The sequence below is a fragment of the Pseudomonas sp. M5 genome, from assembly GCF_016907075.1.
GTDB classification, from domain to species: domain Bacteria; phylum Pseudomonadota; class Gammaproteobacteria; order Pseudomonadales; family Pseudomonadaceae; genus Aquipseudomonas; species Aquipseudomonas putida_E.
Genome location: NZ_JAFBBH010000001.1, coordinates 3,676,712 through 3,702,897, shown reverse-complemented (window position 1 = coordinate 3,702,897; position 26,186 = coordinate 3,676,712). Strand labels below are relative to the sequence as shown.

Below are 26,186 nucleotides of genomic sequence, written 5' to 3'. Positions count from 1 at the left end.
CCTCAATAATCATCTTCAGGGCTTTTCTTATATTCCCAGGTGGTCAGCTTTTTCGCTTGGGCTTGACCACGGGCTTTCTCATCCAGCTCAGCTGCAGCTCGGTTAGCCTCCGCGGACTGCTGCGCCAGCATCAGCGTTCGCAACTGCAACAGTTGGTTCGCTTGCTGGCTGGACAATTGATTAGCGTATTGAATGGCCTTGACCTGACCGTCGGCGGTCGTTGCAGCTTTTTGCAGGTTCTCCAACTGTGAGGCGTCAGCCTTTAGATTTTCCTGCTGTTGCTTGATGCTTTTAAATAGGGCGTCATTGGCCGTTTTTTGCGACTTAGATGTCATTTCTTCATGCTTCACGAGCGCTGCCCGATCGGCATCCGTGCACCCACCGCCACTAAAGCATGGCGAGCTGCGGTAGTAGCTGGTGTCTTGGAACTTATCCAAATAAGAATCAAGACTACCCGCCTGATTGGTGTAGTAGTCGAGCATGTCTTGGGCTTGCATCAGCTTATTGATAGTTGCATTAGCCTCATCCCAGATATAAGCCGCCGGCGCCGCCGTATTTTTGAGCATGTTCTCGTACTGATCCAACTGTGTCTTGTACTGATTGATCTGGGTCATGTACTCCTGAACCTGCTTGGTCGTCTGTGCAATGCTCTCCACAGAAGTTATCTCGTTGAGGACGACATTCGCCCCATCAATCACAGGAATCCCAGCGTTAGCCTGCAGGGTAAATCCAATCCCGGCCAACAGCGCAATGGCAGGTTTCAACAAGTGCGTGGGCTTCATGTTGCTCTCCTTGGCGGTTTATCAGTAATCGAAAGACTGGTAAGGCTTCGAGAAAGTCAGGTCCTTGGTCACCATCACGTTAAAGCGATAGCCCGGACGGATTTCGAGGGTCGGTGCGATGTTCAGGTTCTTCGAGATCATCTGCGCGGTCACTTGGCCCAGTTGCTGGCCGAGTGCTTCACTCATGGCGCTGCTAGCGGTCTCGCGGTCGCTGCTGTCACTGCTTGCGCGGTCCTGGCTGAGGCTGATGCCAGCGACGATGCCAGACATCAACAAGGCCGAACCAAAGATCCGCACATAGTGGTTGTTGACCTGGTCATGCATGCCCGAATAGCCCGCAGCGTCTGCACCTGGCATCGAGCCGATATCCATCGCCTTGCCATCAGGGAAGATGATGCGCTGCCACGCCACCAGTACACGCGACTGGCCATAGGAAACGTCGCTGGAGTAGGCGCCGACCAGGCGCGAGCCCTGGGGTACCAACAGGTGCTTGCCGGTAGGGGTGTCATACACGGCCTGCGAAACCTGGGCCATGATCTGCCCGGGCAGCTCTGAGTTGATACCAGAAACCAGCATGGCTGGGATCACGTAGCCGGCACGCAGTTCGTAGGGGCTGCGCGGTGCTTCTGGCGCAGAATTCAACTGCCAACGGTCGCCATTACCGGAATTGCCAAACTGGCTGTAGTCCTTGCCTGTGCTCGCTGCGGCCTGCATCAGGAACGGGGAATCGCCCTGCGCAGTACCACCGGCCCCACCCCCGCCGATACCGGCGGAGCGCAGCTCAGCCAACCTTGCCTTGAAGGCTGTATTGGGGTCACTGCGCGATTGTTCATCCAGACGCTGACGTGCCGCGGCGATACGAGCCAAGGCATCTTGCTGGCTGACTGGAGCGCCGGCACCTGCGCCGATGCTCGAACCCGAACTGCGCGGTGCCTCGACGCGCACGGTGCTACGTGCGCGAACTGCATCCTGGAACTGCTGCATCTTCATCCGGCGAATGCGCTCCAGCTCATCGGCATCAACGTCAGGCGGCAGCTCGCGCGGTGGCATCGGCGGCGCATCCAGATTGGTAGGGCGCACTACCTGCAAGGCCGCCGGCTGGGCTTGTACATTGTCCAGCACCGGCACGACCGGTGGTTCGGCCTTGCTGGGAATGATGCCGTCAGAATCGATGCCTCTGATCTGCTGGGCGAACAGGCTACTGTTGCCAGCCTTCTCGGCTTCTTTTTCCACCGGTTTGTTCTGGTTCTCAGCGCGGTCGGCCGCGACCATCAGCATGATCAGCAAGAAGACCATGGCGGCGCCGCCAATGATGTACATCGGCCAGTTGTTGACCCGACGCACGCCGCTGCTGCGATTCAGCTTGCCGGGGGACGCGTCCGGTGACATGACATCGTTCATGTTACTCATTTCCTATCACTCCTTGCGCACCCAGGCGCCGGCAGCCAACAGCCGGCCACTCTGTACCGCATAGATGCGGCTCAACGACTCACGGCCCACCAGCAGAGTGACACGCAAGAACTCGCTGTCCTTGGGCGCATCGACGATGTAATTGACTGGCAATGGCGCAATACCGCCAGACGGTGCCGGCGCTGGCTGAGCTTGAGGGTTGAATTCCTGCACCGAGAAACCAGAGGCACGCAGTGCACTGACCAGCGAGGTGCCGTAGCCGTCCGGCGTTTCCTGGTTGATCCGCAGCCGCGTGCTGGCCGGCGGGTGTACGACGGCCAACTGGCGTACGGAGGCGCTAGCCAACTGCTGGTTGATCGCCGGCGTAGTGCGCTCGGCGAAGTTGCCATAGGGGCCGCTGGCGCAGGCGGCAAGCCACAGGGTGGCGAACAGGGCGATCCATGCGCGCATCATCATTTACCTCGCTGGATGGTGACACGGTCCTGCGACTTGCCGACGCCGGCAATCAGGATGGCCTTGTCGAACACGGTATCGACGATGTAGCGGTCGCCCTGGATGCGGTAGTTGACCATCACGGTCTCATCATCCTTGAACCAGCCACCGTCCTTGCGCACTACCAACAAAGAAGGTGCTTCGGTCTGGGCCATGCTGCGCGGCATCTGGATGATGGTCTTGGTACCGTCGTTATATACCCGCACCGGCTTCCACGAGGTATCGCCACTGACGGTGTATTCGAAGCTCAGGTTACCCAGGTACTCGCCGGTTTCCGGGATGGTTGCCTTCTTGCGCTCGGTCGCTTCGCGGTTCTTGATCAGGTTCCACTTCGCAAGTGCCTCTTCCGGATAGGTGAAGGCAACCTGCGGCATGTACTGGGTACGGTGCGAACGCAGTTTGAAGTGGTAGGTACGACGATTGGTGGTGACCACCAAAGAGGTCTCAAGACCAACATCCATCGGCTTGATGATCAGGTGCTGGACCTCGCTCTCACCCATGCCAGTGATCGCCGGTTCGACCGTCCAGCGCGCGGTGTCGCCGAGGTTGATCGAGTTGACCTGCTCCCCGGCCTGCAGGGCAATGTCGCAAACCTGCAGCACGGCACAGACGATGCTCGGCTGCTGGGCGCCGAAAATGAAACGAGCAGTGCCGTCGCCACCGTCCACCGGCTTGATGCCTGTGGCGCTGGCCTGCTGCCAGCGCTGAGAAATGGCCAGCGCAGCCTTTTCCTGCGGGGTCAGCGTCGGGTTGGCATCGGAAAAGTACAGATCGGCCTGGCTGGTTCCTGGCGCGGCCTGTGCGAACACGGGCAAAGCTGCCGCGAGCATTGCGCAGAGGTAACGGTTCATGGTCGGTCCTTCAAAGTTGCTTGGACCAGGAGAAGTCGCGCACGTAAGTCCCGATCGGGTTCATCCTTACTTGCTCTTCGCTGGTCTGGGTAGTGGGTTCGGCGGTATAGGTGGTCACCAAGGCGCGCCAGTTGGCCTTGCCCTTGATCAGTCCCTGGCGGTCGCGGGTGACTTCCTCCCAGTCCACCTGCCAGGTTTCCGGTGTCTGCTGCATGACTGAACGGATATCGACGCTGACGGTTTCTTCAGCGGCGCGCAGGAAGGGGCTCGACTCTTTGGTGCCGTTGAGCCACTCGTTCATCTTCTGCGTGGCCGGATCGTTCGGCCCAAGCAGAGCGTAAAGCCGGAAGATCGATTTACGCAGTAGCGCGACGTCCGGGGTGACAGTGCGTGCATCGGCGACGAAAGAGGCGACCTGCGACTTCACCACTCGCAGGTCTACCGGCCGTGCCATTTGCGCAGGCGCCACAGCCATGGCCTGGCCGAGTTTGTCGACTTCCACCACGTAGGGCACGAACTTCGACTGGCTGCCAATATGGATGATGCCGCCGACTCCCGCGAGAGCGACCATCATCGACAGGATGCCCACCACCTGCCAGGACTGGCGAGAGGTGACGACACTGCCAACGTGGTCATTCCAGGTACGCCGTGCGGTCAGGTACGGGTTGTCGAGCACCGCGCCCTTGGGCTCGCCGCTCTTGGGTTCCCCGGTTTTTGCGGAATCTTTGGCGGGGCGTTTCATGACCATCCCCTTGATGCTTTCAGCGAGGCTCATGCGGCCACTCCATAGTCATTGAGTCTCAGACCCCTGGCCGCCAGCCACTCTGCCACCCAGGCATCACCGTATTTGGCTTCCAGGCGCTTGATGGCAGCCACGGACTCTTTGTCGGACGAGCCGACGAAGGCCAGGGCCAACGGGCCCAGGGCCAGGTCGTAGAGGCGACGGCCGTTTTCCGACACGTAGTAGTACTGGCGCTTGGGGATAGCGGTGGCGAGGATCTCGATCTGCCGGGCGTTCAGGCCCATGCGGCGGTAGAGGGCAGCAGTGTCCTCATCGCGGGCATACACGTTGGGCAGGAAGATCTTGGTTGCAGTGGATTCGACGATGACGTCGAGAATCCCCGAGTTGGCCGCATCCGACAGGCTCTGGGTGGCCATCAGCACCAGGCAATTGGCCTTACGCAGTACTTTCAGCCACTCACGGATCTTCTCGCGGAAGGCCGGGTGGCCGAGCATCAGCCAGGCTTCGTCGAGGATGATCACTGCTGGCTGGCCCTTGAGCGCGCACTCGATACGGCGGAACAGGTACAGCAGCACCGGCAGGGCGTACTTGTCGCCCAGGTTCATCAGCTCTTCGATTTCGAACACGGTGAAATCTGAGAGCGATAGCCCATCTTCTTCGGCATCGAGCAGGTGACCCATAGTGCCGTCGACCGTGTACTGGCGCAGGGTCTCGCGAACCGATTCGTCCTGCACGATGATGCAGAACTCGGACAGGGTACGCGAGCCGTCGCGGTACATGGTCATCACTGCGTGACCGATTTCGTTGCGCTGGGCTGCGGTGGTTTCCAAGCCATTTAGCGCCAGCACGGTGTCCAGCCACTCCATCGCCCAGGCGCGGTCACCCTTGGTTTCGAGGAACTGCAGCGGGCAGAAGGCCAAACGCTCGTCGTCCGCCGCCACGGTGAAATGACGCCCCGACTGGCCACCGCTTTCGGCACGAATACCGGCCGCCAACGGGTACATGGACATGCCTTTGTCAAAGGCGAAGATCGACATGCCCTTGTACCGGCGCAGTTGGGCCGCGATAAGCGCCAGGTGCGTCGACTTACCGGCACCGGTGGGGCCGAACATGAAGGTGTGGCCCAGGTCACGCACGTGCAGGTTCAGACGGAACGGCGTGGCACCACTGGTTACGCAGTGCATCAGTGCCGGCGACAGCGGCGGGTAGAGGGGGCAGGGCGCATCGGCGCTGCCGGTCCAGATGCTGCTGGTGGGCAGCAGGTCGGCCAGGTTGAGGGTGTTGATCAAAGGCCGACGCACGTTCTCCACGCCGTGACCGGGCAGGCTACCGAGGTAGGCGTCGAGGGTGTTGATGGTTTCGATACGCGCGGCGAAGCCCAGACGTTCGATGGCTTTCTCGACACTACGTGCGGATTCTTCCAGCAGGGCGCGGTCCTCGCTCATGAGTACCACCACGCTGGTGTAGTAACCCTGCGCGACCAGGCCGGAGTTGACCTCGGCAATCGCATCGGCAGCGTCCTGCACCATGGCCAGGGCGTCCTGGTCAATGTTGCCGTTGTTGGTGTTGAACACTTGGTCAAAGAAGCCGCGGACCTTCTGCTTCCACTTCTTGCGGTACTTCTCCAGGTGCTGAACCGCCTCGTGGGTGTCCATGAAGATAAAACGGCTGGACCAGCGGTATTCGCAAGGTAGCTCAGCCAATGCCGAGAGGATGCCTGGGGCAGACTCCAGCGGGAAACCTTCGATGGCGACTACCTGGACAAAATTGCGCCCGATCTTCGGCACCACTCCGCCCCAGAGCTCCTTGCCGCCGATCACGGCATCCAGGTACATCGGGTTGCTCGGCAGCAGTACCGGTTGGCTGACGCCGGTGACACAGAACTGCACCCAGCTCAACAAGTCGTCATGGGTGATTTCAGCACCTTCCTCGGTGACCATGCGATTGCCCTTCAGGCGCGTCAGCTTGAGTACCGAGGACAAGCTGCCTTCGACGCTGAGGCAGTCACGCTTGAATTGCTCAATCAGATTACGGGTGCGTGCCTTGTGGTCCGGTGGCGCAGCGTCATCGTCGAACATCAGTTCTACGAACTTCTGCTGGGCCAGCATCGGAGGGAAGTAAGTGAGGGTCAGCACGAAGTAGCCCTCGTACATGGTCCCAAGCGATTCGAAGTACGCTCGGCGCTCCTGATCCATCGCCTCAGTCAGGCTGTCGGCAAAATGCGATACGCCTTTGGCGGAATAGTTCGAAGCCGGGCGGCGAACCGCATCGACGTGAATCATCCAGCCATTGCCCAGGCCAGCCAGGGCCTGGTTGATACGCAGTGAAACCAACTCGCGCTGCGCGTCAGTGCTACTGGCGTTGTCATCACCACGGTACAACCAGGCTGCCATGAAGGCACCGTTCTTGCCCACGATCACGCCGTCATCAACCATCGCTGCATGGTTCAACAGGTCCGCAAGACCAGCATCCTTGGAGCGATGCTTTTTCAGCTTGAGCTCGGCATCCACCTGCAGCAGGCGCTGAACCAGCAGCAGGACCAGCAAGGCACCGAGGGCTGCGATGGCATACGCAATACCTTCGATCATTTGTATTGATTTCCCTGACTTGGAGGATTTTCCCTGAACGGTGTGCTACGCGCCGAGTAATACGACTTGTAGCGCCTGTGACGCAGGTAGACGGGACGCATCTTCGGGTCGGACTTGGCCATCACGCGGAGCATGAACAGCGCGCCGAACCACAGCACCAGGCCGACCACGGTTGCCCGCAGCTCCTGTGCGCTGAAGATCAGCGCGAAGGCGAGCAGGCCGGAGAACATCACCAGTTCGCGATCCCCGCCCATGAACAGGTTGTCCCGGTTGCCGGCCCGCCGGATGGGAATCGTGCGCAGGGCCATGGTTCAGACCTGACCCTGTACCAGGCTGTGCTGCGGCAGCAACTGAGCCAGCTCGGCGCTGGTACCGAAGAAGCCGGTCATGATGTTGTTGGCACCCACGATCAGCGCCATCACCAACACCAGGAAGATCAGGGTACGGAAGAAGCCGTTGAGGTCACCGCCAAAGATCAGCACACCACCGGCAACCACGATGCCGATGATCGACAGGGCGAAAGCGACCGGACCGGTGACCGACTCACGCAGGGAGGTCAACCAGCTTTCGTACGGAAGCGAACCGCCGCTGCTGGAGGCTGCGAACGCGTGCTCCGGGGTGATCGTCACGGCCAGCACCAAGAAGCAGAAGGCCAGATAACCAAACGTTTGGGCGTTTAAACGGAACAGCGAAGTGTTGGCTTGCATGTGCAGTGTTTTCCTTAAAGATTGCGCATGATGTAACGGCCGTTTTCGTACCCGGAAACCTCGAGGATTTCCTGGATGCGGCGGCCTTCTGGGGTTCTGGCGATAGAAATGACGACGTGAACCGCTTCGCCAATCAGCGGCTCGATGTCGGCCGGGGCCGATTTGTTGCGGGAAACCAGGGATTTCAGACGGGTCAGGCCTTCGCTGGCGCTGTTAGCGTGCAGGGTCGCCGCGCCGCCGGGGTGGCCGGTGTTCCAGGCATCGATCAGGTCGAGTGCCTCCTCGCCACGCACCTCGCCGACCAGGATGCGGTCCGGGCGCATGCGCAGGGAGGTCTTGAGCAGGTGAGTCATGCTCACATCGACGGTGGTGTGGTACTGGACGAAGTTCTTCGCCGCGCACTGGATTTCGCCGGTGTCTTCGATGATGAACACGCGCTCGCTCGGAAACTCCACGACCATCTCGTTGATGACTGCGTTGACCAGTGTGGTCTTGCCGGTACCGGTACCGCCGATGACAAGGATGTTGCGGTGATCACGGATAGCACGCTTGATGGCATCGCACTGGATCGGCGTCATGATCTGCGACTCGACGTACTGGTCGAGGGTGTAGATGGCCACTGCCTTTTTACGGATGGCGAACGTTGCTGCCCGCACCACCGGGGGTAGCTGGCCGGCGAAACGCGAACCGTCCAGCGGCCATTCACCTTCGAGCAGTGGCTTGCTGCGGGTCACTTCCTTACCGTGGTAGCCCGCCACGGTCTTGATAATGGACTCTGCCTGCGCCGGGCGAAGGTCACCGATGTGCTTCATCGGCTGCCCCAGCTTTTCGAGCCACAGCTTGCCGTCGCCATTGCACATCAGTTCGACGGTCTGCGGATCGTTGAGCGCATCAATGATGAGGGGGCCGGCATCGCGCTCCAATTTTTTCTTGGCGCGATCTTTCAGGCTGGCAGTTTCTGCAATATCCACACTAATCGTCCATGAAATAAATGCCGCCCACAGTAATGGGCGAGCGACTCAAGCTTCCTGCCAGTGCAGGTCATCGAACTTATGGCGAATCGAAAAACACCTCGCCTCGAATTACCCTGCCAGCGGTTAGCAGGATTTCTTCAAGTTATGCGAGGCAATTCACAAGGGCGCGCAGAGTACCCGAGCAACAATTGTTAACGAAATGGTAAATTTCTTACAAGCTTGTAAGCTTTATCCTACAAGACTGGAACTAACGTTCCAGCCAGCTTTTAAGGCAATCCGGCTGTAACGCGCGTAAAAGCTGGGCTCCAGCATTGTTCAGCCGCATTTAGCGGCATAGTTGCCATCATGTTTGCCATTACTGCGCACTGCAAAAATTTGACCGAGTTCACACTTCCCTGCGACGTATTCTTACCTATGCAATGACAACCAACGCGTTAAGCGTTAGGTACTTCCCGCTTTACAGACAAACTTTGAGCAGTGATATCTAAGTGCCACTTAGTGATAGCACTTAGATATCACTTCGATGTTTGCCGCGAGACCTTTCAAGCTCGGAAAAGTTCAGAACAGTGTCAATTGGTTACCCGGCGGACAGAAGAGGGTGCAATCCAAGGTCTGTGCCTGGCGCCCCTCCAAACCCAGCTTGCGCATGGCCTTGGCAAAGCGTTGCGCCAGCAACTCTGCGAAAATACCCTCACCACGCATGCGCGCACCGAAGCGGCTGTCATACAGCTCGCCACCCCGGCTCTGGCGAATCAGGCTCAACACATGGCTGGCGCGCTGCGGGTAATGGTCCTGCAGCCACTGCTCGAACAGCGGTGCCACTTCCAGCGGCAGGCGCAACATCATGTAGGCTGCGTTCTGCGCGCCAGCCTCCTTGGCGGCTTCCAAGAGGTGCTCCAGTTCGCTGTCGTTGATCATGGGAATCATCGGCGAACACAACACGCCCACCGGTACACCCGCCTCGCGCAGCACCCGGATTGCCCGCAGCCTGGCATTGGGCGAGGCCGCACGCGGCTCGAGCACCCGCTTGAGGCCGTCGTCCAGCGTGGTCAGGCTGATCATCACCCGCACCAACCGCTGGCTGGCCATTTCGGCCAGCAAATCCAGGTCACGCAATACCAGCGAACCTTTGGTGACGATGGTCACCGGGTGGCGAAAACGCAACAGCACTTGCAGCAAGCGCCGGGTCAATAGGTGCTCACGTTCGATCGGCTGGTAGGGGTCTGTGTTGGCACCCAGGTTGATGGGGGCGCACACATAGCCCGGCTTGCTGAGTTGCTCGGCAAGCACCTCGGCGGCATTGGTCTTGGCGATCAGTTTGGTTTCGAAATCCAGCCCTGGGGACAAGTCCCAATAGGCGTGCGAGGGGCGGGCATAGCAGTAGATGCAACCATGCTCGCAGCCTCGGTAGGGATTGATGGAGCGATCGAAGGGCAGGTCGGGTGAGGTGTTGCGGCTGATGATCGTCTTGGCCGTTTCAACCCGCACCTCGGTGCCTTGGGTCAATGGAACCTCCTGATGCCAGCCGTCATCCTCAGCCACCGAATGGCTCGGGGCGAAGCGGTTGTGTGGATTATGCGCCGTCCCACGGCCTTTCTGTGGTGCTGGAGGATTCATCGCCAAGCCCTATACTGTATATATGAACAGTATAGGGGCAAGGCTCATCTTGCCAGCACCTCCGGTCAGGCCAGCCCGTGCCAACTCAGGTAGGGGGCATGGCTTGGGGCGCGCCCAAGGAAGGCTTCAAGGCCCTCGCGCAGTGGCCGCGAAGCGCCGGGCTCGAACAATGCCTGCGCAAGCGCCTGGCCCGTTGCGCGGTCAAGCAAACCGTTCGTTTCAAAACGGGTAAACAGGTCAAACGCGTGCACATCGGCCCACAGGTAAGCGTAATAGCCAGCATCGTATCCGCTGACCAGATGGTCGAAGGCATGCGCGGGGTGCTCGAAATCTGCCAATGGCCAATAGCCGCATCGCTCCCGGGCATCGTCGAGCCGCTGCTCGAGCGTTCTGCCGTCATACGGCGTGCCGTGCAGGTCCAGGTCGAACAGCGCCAGGCTCAGGTCGCGGCCAATTTCCTCGATCCCCTGCTGCTTGAACTGTTTCAGGTACGCTGCAGCGCCAGCCGTGCTCAGCCTACTGCCAGACTGGTCCGGCACGGCGATGCTGGCCAGGTAGCCTGCATCCCACACCCAGCGCTCCACCAACTTGCCGAACAGTTCCATGCCATCGGTGCCCAGCTCCGAAACATTGGACATGACATTGTTGCTGGTGCGGACCAGCAAGTGATGCAAGGCATGGCCAAACTCGTGATAAAGCTTGCGCAATGCCAGGTGGTCCAAAAGCGGCTCACTCTCGCCCAACGCTGCGGGGATGTCACTGTTCACCACCACCACCGCTGCATGGTAGATACCCTCGGCATCAATACGCCGGTTGCGCACGTACGTGGTGAACACGGCGTCAGCCTGTTTCCCGGCGTGTTGCACGGCGTCCAGATAGAACAGGCCGATAGGCGCTTGGTCTTGCCAGACTTCGAAGGTCTGCACGCTGGCATCCCAGGCAGGCATTCGGGCTGGACGCAGCTCAAGCCCAAACAGCTGCTGCGCCAGCCGGGCCAGTGCAGTGACCACGGCACTCAAGGGGAAGTGCTCGCGAAACACCTCACTCGGTTGCGCATGCGCCGGCAATGCCTGCAGGTGAATGACATCCCAAGGCTGCACGCGCGTGAGGCCCTGCACGAGCGCCTTCTGCCCAACGCCCTCACGCCATCGTTGCAGGGCGGGTCGTACGCTGGCTGCGAGGGTTTGCAGAAAACCCCGAACAGCGCTGACCGAGCCGGCACTTTTGGTACTCAGGCTCAGCTCGAGGTGGCTGGCAAAGCCGAGCAGGCGGGCTTTGTCATCCAGCAGTTCGGCCAAACGCTGCAAACGCGTACCGTTGTCCTCCTGCAGGTCAGTATCGACCCCACGGGTGTGGAAGGCGCGGTAGAGCTTTTCGCGCAGGGGGCGGTGCTTCGCTTGCCGAAGCACCGCCTCGGTTGGGGCGCTTTCACAGGCAACCAGCCAACCTTGCAAACCAGCCTCGCTGGCCCGGGCGGCCAGCTCATCTCGCAACCGTTGCGAAAGACCAATCAGTTCGCCCTCGTCCTCGATCAGCAACCCCGGCCGGTCGATATCGCGCACAAAGGCCTCCCGCAACGTACCGATCTGCGCTTGCAGCTCGGCGAGGCGGGCTTTGTCGTGTTCGTCCAACGCTGCGCCACTGGTTGCAAACCTGTCGAGATGCCAGCGCAAGGTAGCGCGCTTCATCGCGGCCAGGTTGATGCCGATGTCACTGCGCGCCAACCGTTCATACAAGGCATGCAGCCTGCTGTCGGTATCTTTCTGCTCGAAACGCGCAACTGTTCTGCCATAGAACCCCAGAATGGATTCGGCCCAGTCCTGGTCCCGGCCCACGAGCGGGATGACGGTATACAACGTGCCCGACAACTGCGCGTCCAGCTCATCCACGGCGAGCACCAGGTCGTCCCAGGTGGGCTGTGCCTGCTGTCGTTCGATGATGCGCGCGATACCTTGCTCATGCGCCGAAAGCACATGGTCGAAAGCAGCGGCCATGTTTTGCAGGGTTATCGAAGGGAAATCAATAGGGGCGTTGCTGCTTTGCAGGAGGGGATTGTTCATGGTGCATCGCCTTGCTCAGGTTCATGAGCGGGCGAGCATGCCTGCCTGGCGGAGCGGTAGAGGCTTGAATATCTACCACCCCGACGCAGGCGGGCAGGCCTTACTCGGCCGGTTTCTTGAGCTTCGGGTTGGGGAAGAACTGCACCGTCTGCACCTTGGCCGGCGCCGCCTTGGGCGCCAGGTGGTTGACCCGCGTCCCAAGTTCCTTGGGTACCGACAGGCCCTGTTCATTCAAGGTGTCGGTGAAGCCACAGGCTACGCACTCACGGTGCGGCACGTCGTCTTCGCTCCACATCATCAGCTTGTCCGGCTCACTGCACGCCGGGCAGACCGCCCCGGCGATGAAGCGCTTCTTGGTTTTGTTCACAGCTACCTCGCTCATGCCGCCGCGCCCTCACTCAGCCCACAGTGGCGCAGCAATGCATCGATGGAAGGCTCACGGCCACGGAAGTCGACGAACAGCACCATCGGCTCGCGCGAACCGCCACGGGCCAGAATGGCCTCGCGGAAGGCGCGGCCTGTCTCGGCGTTGAGCACGCCTTCTTCCTCGAACCGTGAGAAGGCATCAGCCGACAGTACTTCGGCCCATTTGTAGCTGTAGTAGCCCGCCGCGTAACCGCCAGCGAAGATGTGCGCAAAGCTGTTCGGGAAGCGGTTGTACGCCGGTGGGCGCATGACCGTCACCTCGTCGCGCACGCCTTCAAGCACCTGCAGCACACTGCGGCCGTCGCCGTGGCTGGCGTGCAGCTCGAAGTCGAACAGCGAGAACTCCAGCTGGCGCACCATCATCATGCCGGACTGGAAGTTCTTCGCCGCCAGCATCTTGTCCAGCAGGTCCTGGGGCAGGGCAGCCCCCGTTTCGTAATGGCCGGAGATCAGTGCCAGGCCTTCCGGCTCCCAGCACCAGTTTTCCATGAACTGGCTCGGCAACTCGACCGCATCCCAAGCCACGCCATTGATGCCAGACACGCCAGCATGCTCGATACGGGTCAGCAGGTGGTGCAGGCCGTGGCCGAATTCGTGGAACAGGGTCGTGACTTCGTCGTGGGTCAGCAACGCAGGCTTGCCAGGCGCAGCGGGCGTGAAGTTGCACACCAGATTGGCCACCGGGCTTTGCAGCTCACCACCAGCGGTACGGCGACGGTCGCGGGCACCATCCATCCAGGCACCGCCACGCTTGTTGGCGCGGGCATAGAGGTCGAAGAAGAAGCGGCCGACGTGCTGGCCGTTTTCCTTGATTTCGAACAGGCGTACGTCCGGGTGCCAGCTGTCGAAACCCTTGAGCTCGGCGATTTCGATGCCGTACAGGCGCTGGACGATGCTGAACAGGCCGGACAGCACCTTGTCGATCGGGAAGTAGGCGCGCAGGGTTTCCTGGGACACGCTGTAGCGCTGCTCGCGCAGCTTCTCACCGAAGTAACCGGCGTCCCAACTGGCCAGCTCGGGGCAACCTTGCTCGGCGGCATAGGCCTTGAGCTGCGCCAGGTCCTGGGCGGCAAACGGCCTGGAACGCTTGGCCAGGTCGCGCAGGAAGCTCAGCACCTGATCGCTGGACTCAGCCATCTTGGTGGCCAGGCTCAGCTCGGCGTAGTTCTTGTAGCCCAGCAGCCCGGCCAGTTCCTGGCGCAGGTCGAGGATCTCGCGCATCACCGGGCCGTTGTCGAACTGGCCGGCATTCGGGCCCTGGTCGGAGGCGCGGGTGCAGTAGGCCGCGTACAGCTCTTCACGCAGGGCGCGGTCACTGGCGTAGGTCATCACCGCATAGTAGCTGGGGAATTCCAGGGTGATCAGCCAGCCATCGAGGCCTTTGGCCTGGGCGGCAGCAGCCATCTGCGCCTTGGCCGAATCGGTCAGGCCGGCAAGCGCGGCTTCGTCGGTAACGTGCTTGGTCCAGGCCTGGGTGGCGTCGAGCAGTTGGTTGGAGAAACGGCTGCCCAACTCGCTGAGCTTGCTCTGCACTTCGGCGTAACGCTGCTGCTGGGCAGGTGGCAGGTCGATGCCCGACAGGCGGAAGTCACGCAGTGCATGCTCGAGGGTGGTTTTTTGCGCCACATCGAAACCTGCGGCCTCAGGGCTGTTGGCCAGTGCCTCATAGGCCTCGAACAGCGTACGGTTCTGGCCCAGTTCGGTAGAGTAGGCACTGAGCGCCGGCAGGCAGGACTCGTAGGCCTCACGCAGCTCTTTGCTGTTGCACACCGCATTGAGGTGGCTGACCGGGCTCCAGGCAGCGCCCAAGCGGTCATTGAGCTCGTCCATGGCCAGCACCAGGCCGGCCCAGGTGGGGTTCTTGCCTTGCTTTTCGAGGATCTGGGCAATGGCTTTACGGTTATCGGCCAGGATCTCTTCGATCGCCGGCAGCACGTGTTCGGCACGGATCGCCGAGAAGGGCGGCAGATCATAAGACTGCAGAAGCGGGTTGTTCGCACTCACGGTTTGGCTACCTTGGCAGAAGAAACACTGCCCCATCTTAATTACAATCGACGCCGACCGCAGCAGGCAGCCTGCCTATCGGCACAGATGAGAGACCCTATCATGGCCATTCGTAGCTTCCAGCAACACACTCCGAAAGTTGGGCCACGGGCCTTCGTCGACCGTTCGGCAGTGGTTCTGGGTGACGTGGAAATCGGTGAAGACAGCTCTGTATGGCCTTTGACGGTGATTCGCGGCGACATGCACCGCATCCGCATCGGTGCAAGGACCAGCGTGCAGGACGCCAGTGTGCTGCACATTACCCACGCCGGCCCGTTCAACCCGGACGGCTTCCCGCTGATCATCGGCGACGAAGTGACCATCGGCCACAAAGTCATGCTGCATGGCTGTACCCTTGGCAACCGCATTCTGGTCGGGATGGGCAGCACGATCATGGATGGCGCCATCGTCGAAGACGAGGTGATCATCGGTGCCGGTAGCCTGGTGCCGCCCGGCAAGCGCCTGGAGAGCGGCTACCTGTATGTGGGCAGCCCGGTAAAGCAGGCACGGCCACTGACCGACAAGGAACGCGCCTTCTTCCCTTACAGCGCCGGTAACTACGTGAAGCTCAAAGACCAGCACCTGGCCGAAGGCTACGACCGCCCGGAATGAACCTGACTACCGAGACCACCATGCACCAGCAGAATATCCTTTTCGACCTTGACGGCACCCTGACCGACCCGCGCCTGGGCATTACCCGTTCGATCCAGTACGCCCTGGCGAAACTGGGCATCGACGAGCCGGACCTGGCGCGCCTCGAGCACTTCATCGGCCCACCCCTGCTGCAGGCCTTCATGCAGTTCTACAGCTTCGATGAAGCCAAGGCGTGGGAGGCGGTGAATTTTTACCGGGAACGCTTCCGTGTCACCGGCCTTTACGAAAACCTGGTCTTCGAAGGTGTGCCGGAACTGCTCCAGGCCCTGAACGGTCAGGGCCGCACGCTTTACATCGCGACGTCCAAGCCCTGGGAGTTCGCCCGTGAGATCGCCAGGCACTTCGCCTTCGATCATCACTTCAAGGTGATTTACGGCAGCGAACTGGACGGCACCCGCACCAACAAGGTCGAGCTGATTCGCCACCTGCTGGACGAGGAAGGGCTGGACCCGGCGCAGACCCTGATGATCGGCGACCGCAAGCACGACCTGATCGGGGCGCGCAGCAATGGGTTGCAGGCAGTGGCAGTGGGGTATGGGTTCGGCAGCGAAGAAGAGCTGAAGGCCCACACGCCTGAATTCCACTACGCCACCTTGGCTGAGATGCATCAGGCGTTCATCAGGGCCTGAGCGCGTATGTAGGATGGGCCGCAAAGCGGCCCCCAGCGCTCACTGACTGGCCACCAATCGAGCCAACACCGCCTTGCGCTGCTCGGCCGGCAACCGTCCTAGCGCTTCTACCTTCCGATAGAAGCGTACCCAATCCCCACCAACCTCGCGAAACACCGCCGCAAACGCCGGCACCCATTGGTCATACAGCCCAAACGGCAATAGCTTGGCATTGCTCATCGGCCCATACATCCAGGCGTCATAACGCTTGTCCCCAGCCCACTGGCTATCTCGAACCTGGCGATAATCGCGCCTCAACCGGTCGAATTCTGCCTGTTTGGCCGCACGTTTGTGCGCATCATCCAGCGGCCCGGCATAGAGCGCCTGCAGCCGCTCGCGGCTGGCCAGAATCAGCCGTATGAACTGGTCACGCTGCAGGCCCTGCTCACCCTGAGTCGCTTCAAGCCCACGAGCGGCGCGCCATTGCCGCGTTCCTTCCTGCTCGACGAACGTGGCGAAGGACTCGTTGAACTCCGTGTCGTCCTGCACATAGACGCGCTGATGCGCCAATTCGTGGAAGATCAACGTGGCCAGGCGCTCATCACCCCAGCCGACCATCGACGACAGGATCGGGTCGTCGAACCAGCCAAGCGTCGAATACGCCTCGACACCGCTCACATAGACATCCATGCCCGCCTGACGCATCACCGCCGCCGCGCCGCGGGCCGCGCCCTGTTGGTAATAACCGCGGTAAGCGACGCAACCGGCAACAGGGAAACAGTGCGTCACCGGTTGCAGCGAGAGCTCAGGCGTAGCAAACACATTCCACACCACATAGGGCCGCCCAAGGTCGGCATACACCCGATAGCTGCCGTTGTCCGGCAGGCCCAGTCGTTTGCTGGCGAACAGCCGCGCCTGCTCGGCGTGTTGCAGACGGGCCCGCAACTGCGGGCTGGTCGCCGGGTCGGCGAGTACTCGCTCCACCGGCTGACGTGCACGCAACAGTTGCCACTGGCCATCGGCCAACTGGCCGTAATAGGCAAGGCTGCTGCAACCACTGAGCAGAAAGGCGCCCAGCACGGGAACCAAAGTGCTGAAAACGCGGTCGAGTGGCCCAGGGCCTGAGCGCTTCAAAAGAAAAAACCAGACCATCTTGGGCTATCCATTCGCTCACGGCCGATGCGCTCCAAGACTATCTCGCCAAGGGGGAGTTTCGCCATGCGTGCACTGTTCATCGCCAGCTCAATGCTGCTGATGTCTGCCTGTTCGACCCTGCCCGACCCGGACCCGAACCAGGCATGGATCGACCTCACCCCGCACGACGAAACCTCGCTGCACGCGGTGCAGGTGGACGAGCGCGATTGGGCAGACACCCGCTATTTCGAGGTTCAGCCCGGCAGCCACGAGCTGACCGTCCGCTACCAGTTCCCGGTCACACCCAGCAATATCGGCCCGGTCGGGGAACCGTTGTGGCGCGACTGCCAGCTCAATCTGACCTTCAAGGGCTTCAACGCCGGCCAGCGTTATCAACTGCAAGCAGGCAGCATCGGCTTCCGGCCCTGGATCAAGCTCTATGACCACCAGCAGAAACTGCTCAGCCAAGGCCTGCCGGCGGGCTGCCAACGCACCTGAAGCCCGCAAACGGCGCTATGCTTGTAACTTGTGAATCGCAAGTGGGAGTTTCGCCATGCGCCAGCCCATGATGCTGATGGCCCTCAGTGCATTGGGGGCATGCGCCAGCCCCTTGCCCCCCGTAGACCCCAAGCAGGCCTGGGTCGACCTCTACACCATCACGCCCGGCCGAGTCATCATGGCGGACAAGCTCGATGGCAAGCGCCTGGAGGACGGCCGTTACTTCCAGGTCACACCTGGCAAGCACGAACTGGTGGTGCGCTTCGATTATGAAATCTACGGGGGCGGCATGATGAGCCAGCCCAGGGATCGGACCTGTTACCTGACCGTGCGCTTTGACGATTTCAAGGCAGGCGAACGCTATCGCCTGGAGGCGCGTGCACCAGTAATGGAACCACAGGTGCTGCTGTACGACGCCAACCGCACAGTGGTGGTCAACGAACCCAGCAATGTGTTCTGCATTCCCTGAAACCGGGGGGCTGCTTACCAGCCCCGGTTTCAATTGGCGATCATTCGTTCTTCTGATAAATGATCTTTTTGGTCCCGCCATCACAGCTGCCAACGATCATGTTCTGATCCTTGACCTCACTGTTGGGCACGATCTCCAGCGTGTACGACGGCACACCCTGAGCCTGGATCTTGGCTTCGATCTCGGCCTTCAGTTCCTCACACGGCTTGACCGCCGCCACGGCAGATGTGGCCAACAGAGACGCCAACACGGCGATTGCGACGCGTATCATGGCACGGCTCCTGGATGGGCAGCTGCGCTGCCGATGCTGTTTAGACTACAGCAAACCGAAGCTGTTGCGCCGCTTAGCCCACCAGGGTGGCGTCCAGGCTGATCTTCGCGTTCAACACCTTGGACACCGGGCAGCCTGCTTTGGCCTTATTGGCGATTTCAAGGAACTGGGCCTGGCTGGCGCCAGGCACTTTGGCCTTCAGCACCAGGTGCACAGCAGTGATGGCAAAGCCATCGGGCTGTTTTTCCAAGGTCACTTCAGCGATCGTATCGATACGGTCGGGCGTCAGCCCCGCCTCGCCGAGCATCATCGACAGCGCCATCGAGAAGCAGCCGGCATGGGCCGCGCCGATCAACTCCTCTGGGTTGGTGCCGGGCGAGCCTTCGAAGCGGGTGTTGAAACCATAGGGGTTCTGCTTTAGCGCGCCGCTTTCAGTCGAAATAACGCCTTTGCCGTCCTTCAAGCCACCTTGCCAGATCGCCGATGCAGTCTTTTTCATGATGCCTCCTGGTCACTCTGTTACGTATCTATGGGTTCAGAGGCTACTCACCTTCGGCAAGTTCAGATCAATCGCACCGCAAGCATTGAATCTTCCGAATGTGCCCATACAGAGTTTAAAAGGCCTTCGGCCAATCACTTTTGCGGAGGCTCCAATGACGCAGCTGCGTGACCTGAAAATTTCTACCCTCGACCTGGTGCCAGTGCGGGCCGACTCCGGCCCGGCGCAAGCGTTGCGCAATTCGCTGGACCTGGCCCAGCATGTCGAGCGTTTTGGCTACAACCGCTTCTGGGTTGCCGAACACCACAACATGGACGGCATCGCCAGCTCCGCGACCTCCGTGCTGATCGGTTACCTGGCGGGGGGTACTTCAACCATCCGTGTCGGCTCGGGTGGCGTCATGCTGCCCAACCATGCCCCCCTGGTGATCGCCGAGCAGTTCGGCACGTTGGCCAGCCTTTATCCCGGGCGTATCGATCTGGGCCTGGGCCGTGCGCCGGGCTCCGACCAGATGACCGCACGCGCCCTGCGCCGCGAGCGCTCGGGCAGCGCCGATGATTTCCCGGACGATGTAGAAGAATTGTCGCGCTACCTTGGCCCGCGCACAGATGATCAAAAAGTGATCGCCGTACCTGGCCACGACACCGAGGTGCCGATGTGGCTGCTGGGCTCCAGCCTGTTCAGCGCACAGCTGGCCGGCATGCGCGGCATGCCCTACGCCTTCGCCTCGCACTTCGCGCCGCGCTACATGCATGAGGCGATCCGTATCTACCGCGACCATTTCAAGCCCTCTACCACGCTCGACAAGCCTTACGTGATGCTGGGCATTCCGATGGTGGTGGCCGAAACCGACGACAAGGCCGAGTTCCTGGCCACTTCGGTGTACCAGCGTATTCTTGCCCTGATACGCGGGCAGAGCCTGATGCAGCGCAAGCCGGTACCGAGCATGGATGGGCTGTGGCTGCCACATGAGCGCGATGCGGTGGGTAGCTTCCTGGGCCTGGCGATGATCGGCAACCCGCAGAAGGTGAGGGCCAAGGTCGAGGTGCTACTGGAGCAGACCGGGGCGGACGAGCTGATCTTTACCTGCGACCTGTATGAGCATGAGGACCGGATCAGGTCTTATGAATTGTTGGCGCAAGCCTTGAAATCTGAGTAGGCCCCAATCGCCGGCAAGCCGGCTCCCACTGGGAACTCCAAGGCCGCGAGATATTGGAAACGCAGTGGGGCAGGCTTGCTGGCGGTTGGGCCAGCGCTCAACCACGCCGGTAGACAATTTCCTTGCTGCCACCTTCACAGCTCCCCACAACCTTGCCAGCGGGGTCGCCCTTACTGACGATCTCCAGTGTGTAGCCCTGCACACCTTTGGCATCCAGCTTCGCGGCAATCTCGGCCTTGAGCTCCTCGCAAGGCTTGCCCGCCGCCAGCGCGCCACCCGCCAGCATCATCAGGCCCACCGCCAGAATCAGTTTCTTCATCACTCGCTTTCCTTGTGCAGATGAAAATGGGAAAGGGCGCCGGCAAAGGCGCCCCTGTCTGTATAACGCCATCACGCCGGCCGTTGCCAGCCAGACCCTGTTTCAGCTATTGGCGATGCGAAAGCCCACTTTGAGCGTGACCTGAAAGTGCGCCACCTTGTTGCCTTCGATGTGGCCACGGGTGTCGACCACTTCGAACCATTCCAGATGCTTGATGCTCTTGGCCGCTTCGGCCAACGCATTGTTGATGGCGTCTTCGATGCTGGTGGTCGAGGAACCTACCAGCTCGATCTTCTTGTAGGTGTGATGATCGGTCATGAGCGCTCTCCTTGGGTGACAGTGAAATTGAGCCTAGCAGTGCCGGCCTGGTTTACCTGCGAGCCGTCAGGCTGGGCGAAAGTTCGATCGCACTTTCGCCCCGGGCCGCAGTCGCAATCCATACAGTCCATACTGCAAAGGAGAGTCACCATGCACCGCAATTCGCTGCGTAAAACATCCCTGGAAAGCATGGAAGCGGAGATCGAAAGCCTCCTTAAGAGCCTGGAGAGCCTCAAGCATGATGCGTCGGAGGAGTCGCAGAAGTCCGTGAAGGCAATCCGCAGCAACGCCGAAAGCGCGTTGAAACACTCGCGCAGCCTGCTTAGCGATGCTTATGAGGAAGTGAAGACCCGCACCCGCCAGACCGGTATCGCAACCCGTGATTATGCTCAGGAGCACCCGGTGACCACTGCTGGCGTAGCCATCGGCGCGCTCGGCCTGCTCGCGGCCTACCTGTTGTACCGCCGCAACTAACCTGCCTGCCGCTCCAGTTCGCGGCGCAGCCACTGCGCCAGCTGCTCGGCGCGCCCGTCTGCGGCGCGCCGTGGCACCCACAGCGCCAGCGCCGCTGCAGTAGGGGAAAAGCCCCACGGTGCGCTGAGTCGCCCGGCACGCAAGTCATCCGCCACCAACGGCTGCGGTGCGATAGCCACCCCCAGCCCTGCCACAGCCGCCTCCAGCAGGTAATACAAATGCTCGAAGGCCTGCCCATACTGCAGTGCAGCCGGGTCCAACCCCTGTTGTCCGGCCCAGGTCGGCCACGCCTGCGGGCGTGAAGTGGTATGCAGCAAGGCTTCGTCCAGCAGCGCCACGGCGGGCGCACTGCGCAACCGCTCGAAGCCGTTAAAGTGTGGGCTCAACACTGGCCCGATACGCTCTTCGGCCAATACATGTACCTGCATGTCCGCAGGCCAAGGGGGTTCGGCATACACCAACAGCGCATCGAGCCCCGGCCGACGCGGATCAAGGTCGCCTTCCCCTGCTGACAGATGCAGGCGCAGCTCTGGCAAATCCGCCTTCAGGCGCCCAAGCCGGGGAATGAACCATCGCGCCAGCAGGCTACCCGAGCACCCCAGCACGAATGGCGCCTCGCTGACATCCCGGCTGAGTTCGGCGCAGACACTGCGCAGCCTGTCGAACGCTTCACCACTGGCATCACGCAGCCTGACCCCGGCATCTGTGAGTTTGATGCCGCGCCCGTCCTTGACGAACAAGGCCACGCCCAGGTGTTCCTCCAGCACCTTGATCTGCCGGCTCACGGCGCCATGAGTCACATGCAGCGCTTCGGCAGCCTGGCTGACGCTATTGAGCCTGGCGGTGGTTTCGAAGGCCCGCAGGGCGTTCAGGGGAGGGAGGTCGTGGGCCATTTGACGTGTGAGTTTTCCTGACAGGTTTGCGCAATCTTATCGGTTTTCAGCCGGGCTTGCCGTGGTTAGAGTAAAGCCCATCACTCATTCATTACGCCCTGGAGCGCCCCATGACCCAGTCCCAATACCGCCCCGGCCCCGACGCCAACGGCCTGTTCGGCTCGTTCGGTGGCCGCTATGTGGCCGAAACCCTGATGCCGCTGGTGCTGGATCTGGCCCGCGAATATGAAGCCGCCAAGGCCGACCCCAAGTTCCTCGAAGAACTGGCCTACTTCCAGCGCGACTACATCGGCCGCCCCAACCCGCTGTATTTCGCCGAGCGCCTGACCGAGCATTGCGGCGGCGCCAAGATTTTCTTCAAACGTGAAGAGCTCAACCACACCGGCGCGCACAAGGTGAACAACTGCATCGGCCAAGTGCTGCTGGCCAAGCGCATGGGCAAAAAACGCCTGATCGCCGAAACCGGCGCCGGCATGCACGGCGTGGCCACTGCCACCGTCGCCGCACGCTTCGGGCTGCCCTGCGTGATCTACATGGGTGCCACCGACATCGAGCGCCAGCAGGCCAACGTGTTCCGCATGAAGTTGCTGGGCGCCGAGATCGTTCCGGTTACAGCCGGCACCGGCACATTGAAAGACGCCATGAACGAAGCCCTGCGCGACTGGGTCACCAACGTCGACGACACCTTCTACCTGATCGGTACCGTGGCCGGCCCGCACCCGTACCCTGCAATGGTTCGCGATTTCCAGTCGATCATCGGCAAAGAGACCCGCGCCCAGTTGCAAGAGAAGGAAGGCCGCCTGCCCGACAGCCTGATTGCTTGTGTCGGCGGTGGCTCCAATGCCATGGGCCTGTTCCACGAATTCCTCGAAGACGAGAGCGTCAAGATCATTGGTGTGGAAGCCGGTGGCCATGGCGTGCACACCGACAAGCATGCGGCCAGCCTCAACGGTGGCGTACCCGGCGTGCTGCACGGCAACCGCACCTACCTGCTGCAGGACGGTGACGGCCAGATCACTGACGCCCACTCGATTTCGGCCGGCCTCGACTACCCGGGCATCGGCCCCGAGCATGCCTACCTGCATGAAGTGAAGCGTGTGGAGTACGTCAGCATCACCGACGATGAGGCCCTCGACGCGTTCCACGCCACCTGCCGCCTGGAAGGCATCATCCCGGCCCTGGAAACCTCGCACGCCCTGGCTGAAGCGATCAAGCGCGCGCCAAACCTGCCCAAGGACCACCTGATGGTCATCTGCCTGTCAGGCCGTGGCGACAAAGACATGCAAACCGTGATGAACCACATGGCCGCCCAGGAGAAACAGGCATGAGCCGTCTTGAACAACGCTTTGCCGAGCTGAAAGCCGAAGGCCGCTCCGCACTGGTCACCTTCGTCACTGCCGGCGACCCTGGCTACGATGCCTCGCTGCAGATCCTCAAGGGCCTGCCGGCGGCCGGTGCCGATGTGATCGAACTGGGCATGCCGTTCACCGACCCGATGGCCGATGGCGTAGCTATCCAGCTGGCCACGCTGCGTGCGCTGGAAGCAGGCCAGAACCTGGCCAAGACCCTGCAGATGGTGCGTGAATTCCGCGTCGACAACCAGGCCACACCGATCGTGCTGATGGGTTACTACAACCCGATCCACCGCTTTGGCGTAGAGAAATTCGTCGCAGAAGCCAAAGAAGCGGGTGTCGATGGCCTGATCATCGTCGACCTGCCGCCGGAGCACGATGCTGAGCTCGCTACCCCGGCCCAGGCCGCTGGCATCGACTTCATTCGCCTGACCACCCCGACCACCGACGATGTGCGCCTGCCACGGGTGCTGGAGCGCAGCTCGGGGTTCGTCTATTACGTGTCGGTGGCAGGCGTGACCGGCGCCGGCTCGGCAACCACCGAGCACGTCACCGAAGCCATCGCCCGCCTGCGTCGGCATACCGACCTGCCGATCAGCGTTGGCTTCGGCATTCGTACGCCAGAGCAGGCCGCAGCGATTGCGCGCCTGGCTGATGGCGTGGTGGTAGGTTCGGCGCTGGTCGACAAGATCGCCCAGGCCAAAGACGCCGATCAGGCTGTTGCCGATGTATTGAGCCTGTGCTCTGCGCTGGCTGAAGGCGTGCGCGGCGCTCGGCGCTGAGCCGTGTGGCTTCTTCGCGGGTTTGTCCGCGAAGAAGCCAACACATCGCTAACCGCCAAAAACCGATAATTTCAAAGGCCGCAAAGCCCCCATCCAGATCGCATGATCGCGGTGATCCGCCAGCTCATCCCCAGTCAGCGGGTGCAGAAACACCACCAACCCCTTGCGATACAACGCCAACCACGGCAATACCACCCCCAACACCTCCGGCCCGAACGCCAGCTGGCAGCTCCAGTCCGGGTGCGGCCCTACCGGCTTCTCATGCATGCGCCCCATGGTCACGGGGAACAGCCGCGCCGCCTCCTCGCACAGCTCACGCGCTTGCTCGATAGTCGATGCGTCGTAATAAACGTGGGCGTGATAGCCCTTGATCCTCTGCACGATGTCTCCTGATTGCGGTCAAACCATCACCCACCCGCAAAGGGAGTGATGCAGTGAAAAATGCCGAAACCCCAGTGTTCAAGCTGGTGCTGTTCGGGGCTCAAAGCAGCCTGGGCAGTGCCCTGATGGTCGAGTTGCTGTCACGTCAGCACGAGGTCACTGCCGTGGTCGATGACCTCAACCGCCATGCGCCGCGCCCGGGCCTGCATTTCAAGCTAGGCGGGCTGGGTGATGCCGACCAGGCGGAGCAGGGCGCAGCAGGGGGCTCGGCGGTGATTGCCCTGTTGTCGGCGCTAGCGCCGGGTGACCTTGCAGCGCAAGGGCAGATGAGCGAAGCGTTGGTGGCCGGGCTTTCTCGCACGACTATACGCCGGGTGCTGCTGGTGGGCGATTTCGATGTGCTGGATGCGCCGGGCAAGTACACCGAAGCAGAACGTGAGTGCGTGGACCAGGTTGTGGATGCGCTGCAACGCAGCCCATTGCACTGGACGTTGATCAATGCGCCACAGGCACTCATGGACCTGGAGCGAATGGCGGCGGGGATGGCCGATATGCTCGAGCTGGATCTGCATCGGGGCGAGCATCTGAACTTCGTGACGTAGAGCCCCGGGGCCTACAGGTACTGCGCAAGCTCAAGTCCTGCATGGACCTGTAGGAGCTGGCTTGCCGGCGATGGGCTGCGCAGCAGCCCCAATCACTGACTCCGCTCATCTTCAAGCCAACCCACAAACCGCTCGATCAGCGCCCCACGCCGCTTGCGCGGCGGCAACACCACGTAATACCCCCGCGTCGAGCGCAGGCTCCCCTCCAGCGGCCGGCACAGCAACCCTTGCTCGACCAGCCCATCGACCAGATGCCGCCAGCCGATCGCCACCCCTTGCCCGGCAATTGCCGCCTGGACCAACAGCGTGTAGTTATCGAACCGTAGCTGCCCGGGCGGCGGCGGGCTTTCCACGCCAAAGCCACGAAACAGCCCCGCCCAGTCGAACCAGCGGCTGGCTTGCTCGCCGCGCAGATGAAGCAGTGGCAAACGTTGCAAAGCCACGGCTGACAAGGGTTTGCCACGAGTCAGCCGAGGGCTGCAGACCGGGAATACTTCCTCATCGAACAGCCAACGGCTCTCGCCCTGGTGGAACCGCCCATCCCCAAACAACACCGCCACATCGATATCCGGCCGCAGCATCCCCTGGCTGCGCTCACCGGTCACCAGGCTAACGTCCACCTGTGGATAAGCCTCGTGAAACCGCTGCAACCGCGGCATCAGCCAGAACGCTGCGAAGGCAAAGTCGGTGGCCACCTGCAGCACCTCGCGCTGGCTGCGCCCGCTGGCCAGGGCAATGCCGTCATCCATGGCCTGCAGGCCTTGATGAACCTGCTCGAACAATACCTGCCCGGCATCGGTCAGCGCGATGCCGCGGTAGATACGGTCAAACAGGCGCGTGTTCAACCGAGCCTCCAGCCGTTTGATCTGCTGGCTTACCGCCGGCTGGGTAGTGCCCAACTCCAGGGCCGCAGCCGTGAAACCACGCAAGCGGGCAGCGGCCTCGAAAACGCGCAGTGCGTCGAGCGACAAGTCGGTCAGGTGATCAAACATAAGCTTAACTAATCCCAGACATTGCCCGCCATGGGCTTTACCCATGTTACTTGCAGTCGCATCTTGATAGGCAAGCTATTCGCATAACC

At 61.3% G+C, this 26,186-nt stretch carries 30 protein-coding genes; 9 read left to right on the top strand and 21 right to left on the bottom strand.

Annotated features, from left to right (window positions below; genetic code table 11):
• Positions 1 to 2: 2 nt before the first annotated feature.
• The 13 genes from trbJ to prlC form a co-directional block, all read right to left on the bottom strand.
• Positions 3 to 782: a P-type conjugative transfer protein TrbJ gene (gene trbJ / locus JOE27_RS16900; protein WP_115273237.1), complete on the bottom strand. Its 780-nt coding sequence runs from the start codon at positions 780 to 782 to the stop codon at positions 3 to 5.
• Between the two features lie 21 nt (positions 783 to 803).
• A complete protein-coding gene (locus JOE27_RS16895; RefSeq protein WP_115273236.1) occupies positions 804 to 2,192 on the bottom strand; it encodes a TrbI/VirB10 family protein in 1,389 nt (462 codons plus the stop codon).
• Between the two features lie 6 nt (positions 2,193 to 2,198).
• Entirely contained in the window at positions 2,199 to 2,642 is a 444-nt protein-coding gene (locus JOE27_RS16890; RefSeq protein WP_204919266.1) for a conjugal transfer protein TrbH, read from the bottom strand.
• Between the two features lie 2 nt (positions 2,643 to 2,644).
• Positions 2,645 to 3,535, bottom strand: a complete 891-nt coding sequence (trbG, locus tag JOE27_RS16885; RefSeq protein WP_115273234.1) for a P-type conjugative transfer protein TrbG — start codon at positions 3,533 to 3,535, stop codon at positions 2,645 to 2,647.
• A 10-nt stretch (positions 3,536 to 3,545) separates the two neighbouring features.
• Entirely contained in the window at positions 3,546 to 4,310 is a 765-nt protein-coding gene (locus JOE27_RS16880) for a conjugal transfer protein TrbF (RefSeq protein WP_115273233.1), read from the bottom strand.
• Complete coding sequence (locus JOE27_RS16875) at positions 4,307 to 6,865, bottom strand: VirB4 family type IV secretion/conjugal transfer ATPase (protein WP_204919264.1); 2,559 nt, start codon at positions 6,863 to 6,865, stop codon at positions 4,307 to 4,309. The genes JOE27_RS16880 and JOE27_RS16875 overlap by 4 nt, the downstream gene beginning before the upstream one ends.
• Entirely contained in the window at positions 6,862 to 7,173 is a 312-nt protein-coding gene (locus JOE27_RS16870; RefSeq protein WP_115273231.1) for a conjugal transfer protein TrbD, read from the bottom strand. Before JOE27_RS16870 ends, JOE27_RS16875 begins: the two co-directional genes overlap by 4 nt.
• Positions 7,174 to 7,176: 3 nt before the next feature.
• On the bottom strand, positions 7,177 to 7,572 hold the full coding sequence (gene trbC, locus JOE27_RS16865; RefSeq protein WP_115273230.1) for a conjugal transfer system pilin TrbC: 396 nt from the start codon (positions 7,570 to 7,572) through the stop codon (positions 7,177 to 7,179).
• Between the two features lie 14 nt (positions 7,573 to 7,586).
• A complete protein-coding gene (gene trbB, locus JOE27_RS16860; protein ID WP_305955519.1) occupies positions 7,587 to 8,537 on the bottom strand; it encodes a P-type conjugative transfer ATPase TrbB in 951 nt (316 codons plus the stop codon).
• Between the two features lie 567 nt (positions 8,538 to 9,104).
• Complete coding sequence (locus tag JOE27_RS16855; protein WP_204919262.1) at positions 9,105 to 10,163, bottom strand: PA0069 family radical SAM protein; 1,059 nt, start codon at positions 10,161 to 10,163, stop codon at positions 9,105 to 9,107.
• Positions 10,164 to 10,228: 65 nt separating this feature from the next.
• Complete coding sequence (locus tag JOE27_RS16850) at positions 10,229 to 12,223, bottom strand: M3 family metallopeptidase (RefSeq protein ID WP_204919260.1); 1,995 nt, start codon at positions 12,221 to 12,223, stop codon at positions 10,229 to 10,231.
• Positions 12,224 to 12,323: 100 nt separating this feature from the next.
• Positions 12,324 to 12,605 carry a YheV family putative zinc ribbon protein gene (locus JOE27_RS16845; protein WP_046786820.1) on the bottom strand — a complete coding sequence of 94 codons (282 nt, stop codon included), beginning with the start codon at positions 12,603 to 12,605 and terminating at the stop codon, positions 12,324 to 12,326.
• Entirely contained in the window at positions 12,602 to 14,689 is a 2,088-nt protein-coding gene (prlC, locus tag JOE27_RS16840; RefSeq protein ID WP_204919258.1) for an oligopeptidase A, read from the bottom strand. The genes JOE27_RS16845 and prlC overlap by 4 nt, the downstream gene beginning before the upstream one ends.
• 66 nt (positions 14,690 to 14,755) lie before the next feature.
• On the opposite strand from prlC, the gene JOE27_RS16835 reads away from it, so the two are divergent.
• Together JOE27_RS16835 and JOE27_RS16830 are read left to right on the top strand one after the other, a co-directional pair.
• A complete protein-coding gene (locus JOE27_RS16835; protein ID WP_039603776.1) occupies positions 14,756 to 15,304 on the top strand; it encodes a gamma carbonic anhydrase family protein in 549 nt (182 codons plus the stop codon).
• Between the two features lie 20 nt (positions 15,305 to 15,324).
• Complete coding sequence (locus JOE27_RS16830) at positions 15,325 to 15,975, top strand: HAD family hydrolase (RefSeq protein ID WP_039603779.1); 651 nt, start codon at positions 15,325 to 15,327, stop codon at positions 15,973 to 15,975.
• A 39-nt stretch (positions 15,976 to 16,014) separates the two neighbouring features.
• Here JOE27_RS16830 and JOE27_RS16825 read toward each other — a convergent pair whose 3' ends face one another.
• Positions 16,015 to 17,088: an aminopeptidase gene (locus JOE27_RS16825; protein ID WP_204920642.1), complete on the bottom strand. Its 1,074-nt coding sequence runs from the start codon at positions 17,086 to 17,088 to the stop codon at positions 16,015 to 16,017.
• Positions 17,089 to 17,172: 84 nt separating this feature from the next.
• Here JOE27_RS16825 and JOE27_RS16820 point away from each other — a divergent pair, with 84 nt between their 5' ends.
• Positions 17,173 to 17,586, top strand: coding sequence for a hypothetical protein (locus JOE27_RS16820; RefSeq protein ID WP_046786819.1), 414 nt, complete (start codon positions 17,173 to 17,175; stop codon positions 17,584 to 17,586).
• A gap of 55 nt (positions 17,587 to 17,641) precedes the next feature.
• A complete protein-coding gene (locus JOE27_RS16815; protein WP_046786818.1) occupies positions 17,642 to 18,055 on the top strand; it encodes a lipoprotein in 414 nt (137 codons plus the stop codon).
• 40 nt (positions 18,056 to 18,095) lie between these two features.
• Here JOE27_RS16815 and JOE27_RS16810 read toward each other — a convergent pair whose 3' ends face one another.
• Positions 18,096 to 18,326: a DUF1161 domain-containing protein gene (locus JOE27_RS16810; protein WP_046786817.1), complete on the bottom strand. Its 231-nt coding sequence runs from the start codon at positions 18,324 to 18,326 to the stop codon at positions 18,096 to 18,098.
• A gap of 73 nt (positions 18,327 to 18,399) precedes the next feature.
• Positions 18,400 to 18,825: an OsmC family protein gene (locus JOE27_RS16805; RefSeq protein WP_204919256.1), complete on the bottom strand. Its 426-nt coding sequence runs from the start codon at positions 18,823 to 18,825 to the stop codon at positions 18,400 to 18,402.
• 154 nt (positions 18,826 to 18,979) lie between these two features.
• Between JOE27_RS16805 and JOE27_RS16800 the strand changes: the two genes are divergently transcribed.
• Entirely contained in the window at positions 18,980 to 19,984 is a 1,005-nt protein-coding gene (locus JOE27_RS16800; RefSeq protein WP_115273224.1) for an LLM class flavin-dependent oxidoreductase, read from the top strand.
• A 97-nt stretch (positions 19,985 to 20,081) separates the two neighbouring features.
• Here JOE27_RS16800 and JOE27_RS16795 read toward each other — a convergent pair whose 3' ends face one another.
• Entirely contained in the window at positions 20,082 to 20,303 is a 222-nt protein-coding gene (locus JOE27_RS16795; RefSeq protein ID WP_039603612.1) for a DUF1161 domain-containing protein, read from the bottom strand.
• Positions 20,304 to 20,405: 102 nt separating this feature from the next.
• Positions 20,406 to 20,621 (bottom strand): dodecin, encoded by a 216-nt coding sequence (locus JOE27_RS16790; RefSeq protein WP_012312056.1) that lies wholly within the window; start codon positions 20,619 to 20,621, stop codon positions 20,406 to 20,408.
• 150 nt (positions 20,622 to 20,771) lie between these two features.
• Here JOE27_RS16790 and JOE27_RS16785 point away from each other — a divergent pair, with 150 nt between their 5' ends.
• A complete protein-coding gene (locus JOE27_RS16785; protein ID WP_012312055.1) occupies positions 20,772 to 21,095 on the top strand; it encodes a DUF883 family protein in 324 nt (107 codons plus the stop codon).
• Here the strand turns inward: JOE27_RS16785 and JOE27_RS16780 are convergent.
• Positions 21,092 to 21,988, bottom strand: a complete 897-nt coding sequence (locus JOE27_RS16780) for a LysR family transcriptional regulator (RefSeq protein WP_161872431.1) — start codon at positions 21,986 to 21,988, stop codon at positions 21,092 to 21,094. The genes JOE27_RS16785 and JOE27_RS16780 overlap by 4 nt on opposite strands.
• A 110-nt stretch (positions 21,989 to 22,098) precedes the next feature.
• Between JOE27_RS16780 and trpB the strand changes: the two genes are divergently transcribed.
• Complete coding sequence (trpB, locus tag JOE27_RS16775) at positions 22,099 to 23,316, top strand: tryptophan synthase subunit beta (RefSeq protein WP_039603723.1); 1,218 nt, start codon at positions 22,099 to 22,101, stop codon at positions 23,314 to 23,316.
• Positions 23,313 to 24,122: a tryptophan synthase subunit alpha gene (gene trpA, locus JOE27_RS16770; RefSeq protein ID WP_115273221.1), complete on the top strand. Its 810-nt coding sequence runs from the start codon at positions 23,313 to 23,315 to the stop codon at positions 24,120 to 24,122. The genes trpB and trpA overlap by 4 nt, the downstream gene beginning before the upstream one ends.
• Before the next feature lie 48 nt (positions 24,123 to 24,170).
• On the opposite strand, the gene JOE27_RS16765 is transcribed toward trpA, so the two are convergent.
• The gene (locus JOE27_RS16765) at positions 24,171 to 24,503 is read right to left on the bottom strand and encodes a DOPA 4,5-dioxygenase family protein (protein WP_012312051.1); all 333 of its coding nucleotides are present in this window, start codon (positions 24,501 to 24,503) and stop codon (positions 24,171 to 24,173) included.
• Positions 24,504 to 24,556: 53 nt separating this feature from the next.
• Here JOE27_RS16765 and JOE27_RS16760 point away from each other — a divergent pair, with 53 nt between their 5' ends.
• Positions 24,557 to 25,105 (top strand): NAD(P)H-binding protein, encoded by a 549-nt coding sequence (locus JOE27_RS16760; RefSeq protein WP_046786812.1) that lies wholly within the window; start codon positions 24,557 to 24,559, stop codon positions 25,103 to 25,105.
• A 92-nt stretch (positions 25,106 to 25,197) separates the two neighbouring features.
• On the opposite strand, the gene JOE27_RS16755 is transcribed toward JOE27_RS16760, so the two are convergent.
• A complete protein-coding gene (locus JOE27_RS16755) occupies positions 25,198 to 26,097 on the bottom strand; it encodes a LysR family transcriptional regulator (protein WP_125924436.1) in 900 nt (299 codons plus the stop codon).
• Positions 26,098 to 26,186: the final 89 nt, after the last annotated feature.